The organism is Ottowia thiooxydans, from assembly GCF_040548795.1.
Lineage (GTDB): Bacteria > Pseudomonadota > Gammaproteobacteria > Burkholderiales > Burkholderiaceae_C > Ottowia > Ottowia thiooxydans_A.
Genome location: NZ_JBEPSH010000007.1, coordinates 196,136 through 209,167 on the forward strand (window position 1 = coordinate 196,136; position 13,032 = coordinate 209,167).

The 13,032-nt window shown below is 58.9% G+C and carries 12 protein-coding genes and 1 tRNA gene; 6 read left to right on the forward strand and 7 right to left on the reverse strand.

The annotated features are described in order from the left end of the window. Window positions 1–141: 141 nt before the first annotated feature. A tRNA-Arg gene (locus ABIE13_RS18005) sits at window positions 142–218 on the forward strand. Between the two features lie 114 nt (window positions 219–332). Here the strand turns inward: ABIE13_RS18005 and ABIE13_RS18010 are convergent. The 7 genes from ABIE13_RS18010 to ABIE13_RS18040 form a co-directional block, all read right to left on the reverse strand. Continuing rightward, on the reverse strand, window positions 333–659 hold the full coding sequence (locus ABIE13_RS18010; RefSeq protein ID WP_354445948.1) for a hypothetical protein: 327 nt from the start codon (window positions 657–659) through the stop codon (window positions 333–335). After that, window positions 656–1,570, reverse strand: a complete 915-nt coding sequence (locus ABIE13_RS18015; protein WP_354445950.1) for a pentapeptide repeat-containing protein — start codon at window positions 1,568–1,570, stop codon at window positions 656–658. Before ABIE13_RS18015 ends, ABIE13_RS18010 begins: the two co-directional genes overlap by 4 nt. Further along, entirely contained in the window at window positions 1,567–3,021 is a 1,455-nt protein-coding gene (locus tag ABIE13_RS18020; RefSeq protein ID WP_354445952.1) for a trypsin-like serine peptidase, read from the reverse strand. Before ABIE13_RS18020 ends, ABIE13_RS18015 begins: the two co-directional genes overlap by 4 nt. A 219-nt stretch (window positions 3,022–3,240) precedes the next feature. Beyond that, on the reverse strand, window positions 3,241–4,278 hold the full coding sequence (locus ABIE13_RS18025) for a helix-turn-helix domain-containing protein (RefSeq protein ID WP_354445954.1): 1,038 nt from the start codon (window positions 4,276–4,278) through the stop codon (window positions 3,241–3,243). Between the two features lie 254 nt (window positions 4,279–4,532). Beyond that, the gene (locus tag ABIE13_RS18030) at window positions 4,533–6,089 is read right to left on the reverse strand and encodes an AMP-binding protein (RefSeq protein WP_354445956.1); all 1,557 of its coding nucleotides are present in this window, start codon (window positions 6,087–6,089) and stop codon (window positions 4,533–4,535) included. Further along, window positions 6,089–6,991, reverse strand: a complete 903-nt coding sequence (locus tag ABIE13_RS18035; protein WP_354445958.1) for an HpcH/HpaI aldolase/citrate lyase family protein — start codon at window positions 6,989–6,991, stop codon at window positions 6,089–6,091. The genes ABIE13_RS18030 and ABIE13_RS18035 overlap by 1 nt, the downstream gene beginning before the upstream one ends. Further along, on the reverse strand, window positions 6,988–7,449 hold the full coding sequence (locus tag ABIE13_RS18040) for a MaoC family dehydratase (protein WP_354445960.1): 462 nt from the start codon (window positions 7,447–7,449) through the stop codon (window positions 6,988–6,990). Before ABIE13_RS18040 ends, ABIE13_RS18035 begins: the two co-directional genes overlap by 4 nt. A gap of 154 nt (window positions 7,450–7,603) precedes the next feature. On the opposite strand from ABIE13_RS18040, the gene ABIE13_RS18045 reads away from it, so the two are divergent. From ABIE13_RS18045 to ABIE13_RS18065, 5 genes are all read left to right on the forward strand, one after another. Continuing rightward, window positions 7,604–9,058: a hydroxymethylglutaryl-CoA synthase family protein gene (locus tag ABIE13_RS18045; RefSeq protein WP_354445962.1), complete on the forward strand. Its 1,455-nt coding sequence runs from the start codon at window positions 7,604–7,606 to the stop codon at window positions 9,056–9,058. Between the two features lie 199 nt (window positions 9,059–9,257). Next, on the forward strand, window positions 9,258–10,460 hold the full coding sequence (locus ABIE13_RS18050) for an acetyl-CoA acetyltransferase (protein WP_354445964.1): 1,203 nt from the start codon (window positions 9,258–9,260) through the stop codon (window positions 10,458–10,460). Between the two features lie 30 nt (window positions 10,461–10,490). Next, window positions 10,491–11,390 carry an SDR family oxidoreductase gene (locus tag ABIE13_RS18055; RefSeq protein ID WP_354445966.1) on the forward strand — a complete coding sequence of 300 codons (900 nt, stop codon included), beginning with the start codon at window positions 10,491–10,493 and terminating at the stop codon, window positions 11,388–11,390. Window positions 11,391–11,444: 54 nt separating this feature from the next. Beyond that, a complete protein-coding gene (locus ABIE13_RS18060) occupies window positions 11,445–12,125 on the forward strand; it encodes a 3-oxoacid CoA-transferase subunit A (RefSeq protein WP_354445968.1) in 681 nt (226 codons plus the stop codon). Then, window positions 12,115–12,807, forward strand: coding sequence for a 3-oxoacid CoA-transferase subunit B (locus ABIE13_RS18065; RefSeq protein ID WP_354445970.1), 693 nt, complete (start codon window positions 12,115–12,117; stop codon window positions 12,805–12,807). The genes ABIE13_RS18060 and ABIE13_RS18065 overlap by 11 nt, the downstream gene beginning before the upstream one ends. The last annotated feature ends 225 nt before the right edge of the window (window positions 12,808–13,032 follow it).

Here is a 13,032-nt window from a genome sequence, read left to right on the forward strand (position 1 = left end):
TAGCCGATAAACGCCGTGCGATCTATCGCAGGTTCATGACGTCATTTAACTGACATTTATTTGTCACCAATTGGTTCTCAATCACCAATTTCATCCGGCAGGTCGTTTTGCACCCTCGCACCCGCTTAGAATCCTGGTTGGCAGCCAGTAGCTCATCTGGATAGAGCAATGTCCTTCTAAGACATGGGTAGGGGGTTCGAGTCCCTCCTGGCTGGCCAACCACCCTAGGCACGGATTGTTAAGCCTGAGGGGTCCACACACCCGATGCAAGGTCTCGGATGTAGCTGGTCATCTGTATCTAACCAGGATGCTGACCCTTTTTCTTCAAGGGATCACAGGCTAGACAGTTCGAGTATTTCCTGCCCCATCAGCAAACACCGGCCTCCACTGTAAAAATAGATCAACCGCATGCGATAGTTGGTTTTCTGAACGTACCCCATGACTTCCAGGACGTTTAACTTCTGGGCCTTATTGACAGGGTTGCTCAGCGGCGCCAGCGGCTTGGCCTGTGACGCTAAAGTTACGACGCTATCGGGCCCGTAGTGCCATTGCAGCAGTTTTCCGGCTTGCTTGAGAGCATCTGCTGAGCAAATGGGTTCTGCGGCCAGGCTAGCTTTAGCGCAGCCACACAGCAACAATGCAAGCACCAGCTTTTTCATCGGCATTGCCCCAAAGGGGACGATGAGGCACAGATGCGCCCGTCAACCCAAGTGGCACCTTCCAACTGCGCCTCAGACAAATCCACAGAGCGCAGATTGGCACCGCGTAAATTTGCCTTGCGGAGATTAGCGCCCCGCAAGCTCGCCAACTCCAAGTTCGCGTTCTCCAAATTGGCACCCTCCAAGTTAGCCGAACTCAGGGTCGTGTTCTTCAAATTTGCCCTGACAAGGTTGGCCTGACTGAGGTTCGCTCCATTCAGATAAGCCAAGGATAGATCCGCGTCGTACAACAGTAATAAGGCCAGATGTGCTCCGCGCAGATCGCATGCAATACAGCTCTTGGCAAACACTGTGCTCAACACCTCTACAAAGCCAGCCTTGCTCGCTGAACCAGGAGCCGCCACCTGCTGGGCTTCAAACCGGACGAAGAGAGGCACCGACTCTGCGTTGCCGTTGCTAGCGCCAGTCAGATGCAACGCATAGCGGCCCGGACTCAAATCAGCACTAGCCATTCGGTGCGCCGGATCGACAGCCACCATAGAACGACCGTCTGCGTCGGTGACGTGAACCCTCGAAAGCAGGGCCAAATCTTCCTCTTCCATTTCCAGCCCGTAGGTGCTCGCATTGGCCACATCGAACCATATCCGCAATGCCGCAGGGCTTGCGGCAGCCCGCTGCTGCAAGAATATGATCCCGGTGTCGCCCTCCTTCAGCACATGGCCGCCGGGGTTGGTGTCAGGATCATAAAGTTGCGTGGGCCCAAACCCTTTGGCATCCCCAACGGCATTAGAAATGTCATGGCCACCGCTTCCGCCACAGGCTGCAAGGGTCAGCGCCAGAAATAGCGTAACCGTGGCAGCTTTCAAATGGCGGCCTGTCCGCCCCGGCAAGAGGCAAGGCCAACCGTTCATGGATTGAGCCATTTCTGAAGCGCGCTACGGTAAGACACGTCGAAGCGACCATAGTAGTCAGGCGCGTTAGGGGCTTGGCAGCTGGATTGACCTCCGAACAATTGTCCAACTACGTAGCGTTGTCCGTCCAGTTGCACAAAGGCCGCTGACCCGCTGCTCCCCTGCTCCGTGATGCCCTGCTTCCAACCCAGTTCGAGAAAGCTACCGCTTTGCGCGGAAGTGCAATCAGCATTGCCAACACAGCTGGCGTTACCCAACACGGTACCCAGGCTGAATTTCTGCAGATCTCCACCAGGGTGATGCAGCGCCGCAGCTGCAGTGCCTGCCGAAGGCGCCGCTCCAAAATAAGAACCTGCATAGACGATCCCTGCGGGCGGCGCATCATTCAACCGCAGCAACGCTACATCAGTGGCGCTGGTTGAATACAGGAGCGTCGCGCCACCTGTCAAGCGCTTGGTGGCCGGGTTAACCTCGCTCGACTCGCAGGCAGCTGCCCGATAGAACCAGTCCGTATTCAGTGTCGACGCGACAGCTTGATCTGAGATGCAGTGATCTGCGGTTAGAAAATACGGCGTACCGGAGGACTTCGCATCGTTTAGCAAGGTACCTGTGCAAAGAAATGAATTTCCCCCCTTCACGTACACCATACGTGCCACAGAGCGGCTTTGGTCAAGATAGTCAGGCACGCACGTAGCGTTGACGTTGCAACTCTCCGATTCCCCGACCTTGCGCACGGAACCTGTCGAAGAAGAAAGCTTTTCCTGGGCTTCAGATGGCGAACTCGTGAAGTGCGAAAGCCGTGGCACGGCGATCCGTACGTTTTGAGAATTTGCAGCGGAAGGTATCTCGATCTCCAAGCTGGTCTCGGATCCGCCAAAATCCGGGCTCCAGTAGGTGCGCGCCTCCGCATCCGGGACACCTGCCTCGACGTTGCGCCTGGCGGTGTCTTGCAGCTGCTGCGCTGAAACTTCCACGACGTCGGCCGCTCTTTTACCGTAGAAGCGCAGCACCGATCCTTCGGGCAATGCCTCGATAAAAACTCCCAGGCGAACGCCGCGAGCGCCCTCAGCCACAAAACTCAGCGCTGAGACCTGCGTGCCGCGTGTCGTTGGCTGCCATTGCAGGAGTGCAGAGGTGGCTGTGACGGAGGCGGTGTCGGCAACAGACCGGGATTGACCGATCTGCAATGCAGTACCCATGCTTTGTTTGCCCATGGCCTTCGAACCAACCGAGGCTGCCAAGGGCCCGAGCTTGACCACATAGGCAGAGGGCGCGACCGCAGACGGACTTAGTGCACTCTCATTCGCTGCCTTGCTTGCGCCTGGGTCATACGGTTCGATGCGATCGCTTTTCGGAGTTGGTACAGGGGTGCTGTCACCGCCGCACGCCGCCAGAGTCAACGCCAACGGGAGGACCGCCAGGCCCAGTACACGAGTGCTGTGAAAGATCATGGTAAAACTTTGAGATATGAGGAACTTAGCTGCTGCAAGCGGCGACCTTGATGGCTCGCGCCGGCCGCCACCCGATGCTATTGGGCATACCCCACAGTCATTTGACTGGGTATCCCGGCGTTTTTTGACCAGGTGTTTCACACGCCCACATTGAGGCACCTCCCTACGCGTGTCTCACGAAGGACAAGGATGCCTAGGCAGCACTACGTGTGCTTTGATTTACAGTCCGCGAAGCCAGTCGGCGTATTCAATCGAAGACGCGTCGGCGGCATCAAACGCTCGTGCTGACATGCCCGAAGCGCGCACGTCGCGCGGCGAGAGACCGAAAGTCGCTCGGAAAGCACGGCTGAAATGCGCCTCACTGGAAAAGCCCAGGCGTGTGCCAATCTCGGCAACGCGCAGCCGTTGATTGGCTGGATTGGCCAGCGAGTGGAAAGCGCGCAACAGGCGCCGCTGCTGCACGTAGTGAGCAACCCCACCCAGCGGCTCGAACAATCTGTATAGAAGGCTACGGGAAATGCCAAAAGTGCGGCACAGCGACTCGGGTGTAAGCGGTGCGCCCAGGTTGGTGCCGATATGCTGTTCGATACGCTCGCGTGTCACCGCGCCTATCTCCTGCCGAGCCTGAGTGCGCGCAAGTTGGACGTGGCGAAAGCAGGCCGCCAACATGCGCGTGGTCGCATGCACAACGTCGCCCCCTTTCTCTACACTAATGGAAGGCAGCCGCCGGTGCAAGGAATCGAGATGATCTGCCAGCAAGCCATGGAGAACGTCTCCTGAGTGCAATACGGTGCCGTGTAGCGTTTCAGCCGAGGCACCGAAAGCTTCGTCGCACAGTGCACGCGGCACGATCAGCGACATGACTCGAGAAGGCGCGGCCACCGTACGCAAAGGGCGAGTCATATCAAAGAAAACGATCTCACCCGCACGAACCTGCATGTCGCCATCACTGTCGTGTTGACCTACAAAGCCCCCCTCCCGGTACCACTGCACGATATAGTGATTCAATCCATCGCGAGCTGCTCTGGCCTTGCTGCGAGCAAATTGCTGTGCACTAAAGTGGATTTCACCCACAAGCAGTTGCCCCAAATGCGTCGCATGCACCGAAGCCTGAAAATCATTGAGCGTTGATCGCGTCGAGGGGGACACGTCAAAGATGACCGAAATGCTCTCGCGCCAAGCCTCAAAGCGATCTTCGGCAGCCACTTGGCTGGTGCGGAAAACCGTAGACGGCAACGAGCGATTGACAGTGGACATTTCCTTCCAATTATGGAACGAAAATATTACCAAAACTAACGCGCAAGCTCATCGCTCCCAGCGCTACCTACGCCTTGATGTGCGCAAAAAGCATGCAAAGCATCCGGGGTAAATAGCGCAACCGCGATCCGCCACGTCACCGCGGCTGAATCGGTTAAACCCGGATGGAATGCTACGTCTAAGCGAGGCCCCTCTTGAATCGGTCAGACGGCGAGCACGACGCATTCGTTCACATCTTCTCCGCCAACATCCACTCAAACCGGAGCGCGTACTTGGTCTAGATAGGCCTCGCGTAGCACGCGTTTAAGCAACTTGCCGTTTTCATTACGGGGTAGTTCCTGCGTGAAATCCACCGAGCGCGGGCACTTGAGGCGAGAGAGCTTTCCAAGGCACCGCGTCATCAATTCTTCCGCCAACTCCGGAGTTGGAGGCACTCCCTCTTTGAGTTGCACAACCGCCTTGACCTCCTGGCCATACTCCTCGTTAGGCACGCCGATGACTGCGGATTCCGCCACTGACGGGTGGGTATCCAGCACGTTCTCAATCTCGCGAGGGTAGATATTGACGCCGCCTGAGATGATCAGGTCCGTACGTCTGTCACTAAGGTACAGGAATCCGGCCGCATCCAGGCTGCCCAGATCGCCGTAGGTTCCCCACCCCCGCCCATTGAAAGCTTGGCGCGTCTTTCCCTGGTCGTTGTGGTACTCGAATGCCACACCACCGTCAAAGTAGACCATGCCAATCTCACCCGCCGGGATTTCCACCTCAGGGTTGTCCTCCGACACGATGTGCACCGTTCCGCAGATGGGGCGTCCAACGGACCCAGGGTGAGCCAGCCACTGACTGGCATTGATATGCGTCACCCCGACGTTCTCTGAACCTCCGTAGTACTCCTCAATGACCGGGCCCCACCATTCGATCATGGCCCGCTTGACGTGTACCGGGCAAGGGGCCGTGGCATGAATGGCACAGCGCATGCTGGAAACGTCCCGGGCCTGTCGCACCTCGGATGGCAGCGCCAGCATTCTCACCAGCATGGTGGGCACCCAGTGCGAATGAGTCACACGGTAGCGTTCAATCGCGTCCAGGGCCGACAGGGCATCGAACTTGCCCATGATGACGCAGGTGCCGCCGCATTCAATGGTGCGGATATTGAATCGCCCCAGTGCGTGATAAAGCGGCGAGGTCGACAGATAGACCGTTTCTTCATCGAAACGGAAAATGGCGCGCAGGCGCTGCTCCAGCAGCGGAAGGTCACGGCGCCTCTCAAAGGGCGCCAATGCCCGGCGAATACCTTTGGGAAATCCGGTCGTCCCAGAGGAATACATGAACTCCCGGCCCATGGCACGCTCCGGCAGCACGCCCGGGCTTGGAAACGCCTCCAAAGCGTTCAGATAAGACGCCAAACCCGGCACCTCCCCGTCGAGCAGATACCTGTGGGGCAACTCACCCGGACTGAAAGCCTGTACGGCTTCCGCCGCCAAACTCGCGGTAGCGGTACTGGCCAGCAAAGCGCTGGCCTGGCAGTCGCGCAAGATGTAGGCGATCTCCTCGCCTTTCAGGTGAGTACTGAGCGGAACGTAGTAAAGCCCCGCGCGGCGCGCACCCCACCATATCTCGAAAGTGCGCAGGTGATTCTCCAGCAGCAAGCCCACGGTGGCACCGGATTGAAGGCCCAGTGAAAGAAGCCATTGCGCTGCCCGGTTGGCGCGTTCATCCAATTCACGGTAAGTCAGCGAGCCGCTTCCGTCGGCCATATGCACGGCTACCTTGTCAGGTTGCGTAAGAGCCCAATCGTGCAGTGCCGGCATTACTTGGCTCCCACCCTATCCACCAACTCCAACACTCTGCGCGCTTGCTTGAGGTGGGGCATATCGAGCATCTTGCCCTCCAGGCCCACCGTGCCTAAGCCAGGGTTGGCTTCAAAAACTTCAACGACCCTGCGCGACCAGGCAACTTCCTGCGGCCCTGGCGTGAAGGCTTCGTTGATGACATTGACTTGGCCCGGGTGAATGGCAATTTTCCCGGTGTAGCCCGACTGACGAGAAAGCTTGGCTTCCGCCAGCAGGCCCTCGTTGTCACGGTAGTCCGCCCAGATGGTGTCTACTGGCTGGACATTGGCCGCAGCAGCGCCCGACAGGCAAAGCGCCTTGGCCATGGCATACACCGTATCGTATTCACCCGTCGGACGACGATTGGCGCTGGCGCCCAACGCAGCGGCAATATCTTCCGCCCCCCAGGTCAAGCCATGCAGTCGATCGCTGCAGCCCGCGTAGCCTCCCAGGGCAAAAAGAGACTGAGGCGTTTCAGTAGCCACGGGCATGATGCGGATGAGGCCAGAGGCCAAGCCCTCACGCACCTCCAGTGCGTCAAGGCAATGACCGAGGTGGACGATATCCAACGGTCCATTGACCTTGGGAAGCAAGATGCCGTCCGGCGCACCCGCCACGACCGCCGCCAGATCCAGCATGGCAGCAGGTGTTGTCAGCGGATTGATCCTGACCCAGAGTTTCTGGCGGGAGCGTTCTGGCCTGGACTTCAGATACTCAAGCACCATACCGCGCGCCACAGCCGTGCGAGAAGGCGCGACCGCATCTTCCAGGTCCAGAATCAAGGCGTCCGCTTTCGACTCGATACCCTTTTCCAGCTTGCGTTCGCTGTCACCGGGAACAAATAAAAGCGACCTGAGAGGTGTATTCAAAGCGCCCGTCATGCCTGCACCTTGGCAAGCCTGTACATCAGCGCGCTGCGCTTGCAAGAGGCCACCAGCTTGTCGTGCTGGTTGAACGCCGTGTGCTCAAGCACCACGATGCCATTGTCCGGGCGCGAACGGCTTTCTCGCTTTTCCAGGACCTTGGTCTGCACCCGGAGCGTGTCACCAGCGAAAACGGGATTTGGAAACCTGACTTCATCCCAGCCCAGATTGCCTACGGTGGTGCCCAGGGTCGTGTCACCCACCGATATCCCGACCATCAGCCCCAACGTAAATGCGCTGTTCATCAGGGGTTTGCCGAATTCCGTGGTCTTGGCGTATTCGGCATCGATATGGATCGCAGCCGGGTTGTGCGTCATGCAACTGAACATCACATTGTCTGTTTCAGTCACCGTCCTTCGTATGTCGTGAACCCAGACATGCCCGACCTCAAACTGCTCGAAATACAAACCAGCCATATCCAACCTATCTCATATCGTTTACATGCATAACATATTCCATGAAATTCCCCGCCATGGCAAGAGCTCCTGGTACTTACCCTATATGGAGTTTCATTCATCACAATTGTGATATGGTTGCATACTATAAATATGACATGAAAGATCTCTGACCGTGTCTACGATCAAGGCCTATGGCATCACAGCCTTCGGTGGCTACATACCTCGCTGGAGACTGGATCGCAACGCCATCGCAGCGGCCCATCAATGGATGGCTCCAGCACTGAAGGGGCTCGCCAAGGGACATCGCGCCTTTTGCGGGTGGGACGAAGACAGCATCACGATGGGTGTTGAAGCCGCCCGTGACGCACTGAACGAACAAGCGCGCAACCGCATTGCGCGGCTGGTGTTTGCGTCCACTACGCACACCTTCGCCGACCTTCAGAATGCGACGATCGTTGGCAATGCGCTGGGACTTCCCGACAGCATCCGAACGCTGGATGTAGGACATTCCCAGCGCGCGGGCACCAGCGCTCTGCTCTCGGCCCTGTCGGACACGTCCTCCGGACCTGCCTTGGTCGTGGCCAGCGATAAGCCACGTGGCAAACCTGCCAGCGCCCAGGAAATGAACAATGGTGCAGGTGCCGCCGCGTTCACCCTGGGCAGCGATAACGTGGTGGCGCAGTTGCTCGGGAGCGCCAGCCAAAGCGCGCTGTTCGTGGACCACTTCCGGGCAGCGGACTCTCCCTACGACTACTTCTGGGAAGAGCGCTGGATTCGCGATGAAGGCTACTTGAAGCTGGTGCCGCCTGTGATTGCGTCAGCGCTTTCAGATGCGGGTGTGGCAGCCAAGGACGTTCACCACTTCATCCTGGCTTCGAGCTTCAAGGGAGTTGCCACAGCGGTGGCTCGCAGCGCAGGCATACCCGCCCAGGCAGAAGCAGATGCGCTGACAGCCCAGTGCGGATTCACCGGTGCCGCTCATGGGCTGCTCATGCTGGCTCATGTGCTGGAACGCGCACAGCCTGGAGAACACATTCTGCTGGTGGGCTTCGGCCAGGGTTGTGACGCGCTGGTTCTGCGCGTCACAGATGCCATCGCCGAGGCCAAGCCCCGCCGAGGCGTCAGCGCAGCCTTGGCAGATAAGCTGGAGACCGACGCCTACCTGCGCCTTCTAGCCAACGACGGTGCAATTGATCTCGATTGGGGCATGCGCGCCGAGCGGCCAGTCAAGACCGCGCTCACCGAACAGTACCGCTCCAACGAGCAAATCTCGCACTTCCAGGCCGGTAAGTGCCGCGCTTGCAGCACCATCCAGTTTCCCCAGTTGCCGTTTTGCGTCAACCCCGCCTGCAATGCGCCTTCCACTCAGTTTGATCAGGTGGCATTAGCCGACGCCAAGGCGAGCGTGATGACCTTCACCGCCGACTGGCTCTCCTACCACCCTGCCCCTCCCTTGTACGTGGGGTTTGTGCAGTTCGACAACGCAGCGCGGCTGATGATGGAAATCGTGGATGTTGGACCTGCTGGCCTTGAGGTAGGCACTCCATTGAACATGGTGTTTCGCATCAAGGACATCGACAGGCTGCGCAACTATCCGCGTTACTTCTGGAAAGCCACACCGGCCTGAGAAGGTGAGAACGAATCCCACATGCCCGCCTTGACCGCCAAAAACCACCCGCTCCGCGTAAAAAATGCTCGACGTAGCACGAGCTACGCCTGCGCTTTTCGCCTTGACCGGGCGATTTTTGACGGCCCTTTCGAGCACGCCGGATTCATTCACACCTTCTGATGCCGGGCATTCGGCGAGCACTCACTGGAAAATCATCATGGCTACAGGGATCAAGGACAAGGTTGCCATTCTTGGCATGGGATGCTCACGCTTCGGCGAGCGCTGGGACGCCGGCACCGCAGACCTGCTGGCAGAGGCCTTCACGGAGGCCATGGCCGACGCGGGGATCGAGCGCCGCCAGATTGAAGCCGCGTGGTTTGGCTCCTGCATGGACTCGGTCAACGTCGGCAACTCGGCCATTCCCGCCTCCATGGCGCTGCGCCTGGACGGTATTCCCGTCAGCCGCGTGGAAAACATGTGCGCCACGGGCACCGAAGCACTTCGCAGTGCAGCTTATGCGGTGGCGTCCGGCGCGGTAGATATTGCTCTGGCCATCGGTGCGGAAAAGCTCAAGGACACTGGTTACGGAGGCCTGCCCTCCCCCTTCAAAGGCACGTTGAACGACCTTTGGCTCAACCTGGGATCGGCCCCTGCCGGATTTGCGCAACTGGCCGCCGGGTACCGCAACAAGCACGGCATCACACCTGAGCGCCTCAAGCAGGCGCTTGCCCATGTATCGTGGAAAAGCCACGAGAACGGTGCACTGAGTCCCAAGGCCCACCTGCGCAAGAGAGTCACCATGGAGCAGATTCTGAACGCGCCCATGATTGCTGAACCGCTCGGCTTGTTTGATTGCTGCGGCGTCAGCGACGGGGCCGCCGCAGCCATTGTGACTACCCCAGAAATAGCGCGTGCTCTGGGTAAGAAAGATATCGTGTCCATCAAAGCCATCCAGCTGGCCATCGGCTCAGGGGTGGAATCCTCAACCGACCAATGGGATGGCGCCAGCGTGCGCACCACACGGCTGGCCGCCCAAAAGGCCTATGCCGAAGCTGGAATAAACGATCCGCGCAGCCAACTGGATCTGATCGAGGTCCATGACTGTTTCTCGGTCACCGAATTGGTCACGATGGAAGACCTCTTTATTTCGCCCGAAGGTCAGGCGGTGGATGACATTCTGGATGGCTTCTACGACCGCACGGGCGGTGGAGTCCCCTGCCAGGTGGACGGAGGCCTCAAATGCTTTGGCCACCCCATTGCAGCTTCCGGCCTGCGAATGGCTTATGAGGTTTACACCCAGCTGCTCGGGCGCGCCGGTGAACGACAACTTTCTTCGCCTTCGTTGGGGTTGACGCACAACCTTGGGGGCGTTCCTTTCCAAGGCATTGCAGCCATTTCGATTCTCGGCCTGCATGCCTGATTCCCTACATTGAATAAACAAGGAGCCAACATGAAACTTTGCGAAGGCCGAATTGCCATCGTGACGGGCGCGGGCCGAGGGCTGGGGAAAGCCCATGCGTTGATGCTCGCCAAACACGGTGCCAAGGTCGTGGTCAATGACCTGGGATCCAGCGCAGATGGCATTGGCCAGGACACCACACCTGCGGAAGCAGTGGTCGCAGAAATTCGCGCAGCTGGCGGTGAAGCCGTGGCCGATGCCTCCAACGTCGCAAACTGGGAAGGCGCCAAGTCGTTGATCGATACCGCGGTCAGCCACTTTGGTGGCTTGGACATCCTGGTCAACAACGCCGGCATCCTGCGCGACCGCATGCTCATCAACATGACCGAGCAGGAGTGGGATTCCGTCACCACCGTGCACCTCAAGGGAACGTTCGCACCCACACACCACGCCGCCAACTACTGGCGCCAGCAGACCAAAGACGGCAAGAAGGTGGATGCACGCGTCATCAACACCAGTTCGCACTCCGGACTGTTTTGCAATATAGGACAGGCCAACTATGCCGCAGCCAAAGCAGGCATTGCGTCCTTCTCCCTGGTGGCAGCGCGAGAGCTGCAACGGTATGGTGTCACCGTCAACGCCATTGCGCCGCGCGCCACCACGCGCATGACAGAAGGCCTGGGCCAATGGACCCCCGAACAGCTCGAGCGCAGAGACCCCGAATGGATTGCCGCACTGGTCACCTGGCTGGCCAGCAGCCAGTCAAGCGCTGTCAGTGGCCGCGTATTCGAAGCTTGGGGCTTCGGCTATTCGGTGGCCGAAAGCTGGCAGCATGGACCGCTTACTGAGGCCAGCAAGAACCCTGAAACTCTAGGGCCAGAGATCACCCGCATCGTGGGCGAAGCGCGCAAGAACGCCGGCATAGACCGGGACACCTGGATGGACATCTGAGATACCAACCAGGGTTTCGATAAATTGCAAATCCTTAAAGCCTGAAACGCCAGCATGCTCGATAAAACCGTTCACACCCTGGCCGAAGCCGTCAGAGAAATTCCGGATGGTGCCACCGTGCTTGTCGGCGGCTTCGGTGGTTCGGGCGCCCCGATTGCCTTGCTTGAAGCGCTGCTGGAACAGGGCGCCAAGGACCTTGTGGTCGTCAGCAACAACGCCGGCAGTGGCACCGAGGGCCTCAATGCCTTGATCGGCGCTGGGCGAGTACGCAAACTGATCTGCTCCTACCCCAAGTCGGCGGACAAAAGCCAACCACTCGCCGCTGCTTTTGAGCAGCTGTACAGAGCCGGGAAAGTCGAGTTGGAATGTATTCCGCAAGGCACCATGGTCGAGCGCATGCGGGCGGCCGGAGCAGGCCTTGGCCCCTTCTTTTCGCCTACGGGCTACGGCACACTGTTGGCAGAAGGAAAAGAAAGCCGCGTGATCGACGGCATAGGCTATGTGCTGGAGCAACCCATACGCGCTGACTACGCTTTGGTCAAAGCAGACCTTGGAGATCGCTGGGGCAATCTCACCTACCGCTTGGCTGGCCGAAACTTTGCACCGGTCATGTGCACCGCAGCGCGGCACGCCATAGCGCAGGTTCGGGAAATCGTGCCCCTGGGTTCGATCCCGCCCGAGCAGGTCATGACGCCCGCGATCTTTGTTCAGAAAGTGGTCTGCCATGCCAGCTGACAACACCCAACTGCCTCGCCTTGGTCGTGAAGCCATCGCCAAACTCGTGGCCAACGATATTCCCGACGGCGCTTTCGTGAACCTCGGGATCGGCTTACCGGTTCTGGTTGCCAAGCACCTTCCCAAGGACCGCGAGATCATCCTGCACAGTGAGAATGGCATCCTGGGGATGGGCCCTCTGGATCCTTCCCAGGCCGCCGACCCTGACCTCATCAACGCAGGCAAGCAGCCCATCAGCCTGCTGACAGGCTCTTCCATCTCTGACAGCGTCTTGTCGTTCACCATGATGCGCGGCGGGCACCTGGATCTGAGCGTACTGGGTGGGCTGGAAGTATCTGCCAGCGGTGACTTGGCCAACTGGCATACGGGGGCTCCGGATGCCATACCCGGCGTGGGCGGTGCGATGGATCTGGCGATAGGTGCCAAGCGCGCCTTTGTCATGATGGAGCACCAGACTCGCGATGGGCGCCCCAAAGTAGTTGAGAGCTGCACGTTGCCGCTCACTGGCGCGGGCGTTGTGGATCGCATTTATACCGACTTGGCGATCATTGATGTTGAAACTGACGGGCTTTGGGTTCGTGCCATGGTGGAGGGATTGAGCCTGGCGCAGTTGCAGGAGAGGACGGGGGCGGCATTGAAATGTGATCCCGAATGCCGAACGCTTTATTTGGGTGAGGTCTAGGAGCACGGTCAAAGTCTGCTGAGTGACCCTTTCTTACTCACTCTCCTGCGTGCGGGAGAGGGCGGGGCGGGGCCGGCCAACCGGTGAGGGCACACGGCGGTTGATGATCGCTAATGTTACTAATTGCCTTCTGCGCTTGCACAGAGGTCGGAGGCCGGGGAGTGCGCCCGGCAGCGCACCTACTTCTTCTTTGCTCCGCCAAAGAAAAGTAGGCAAAAGAAAGGC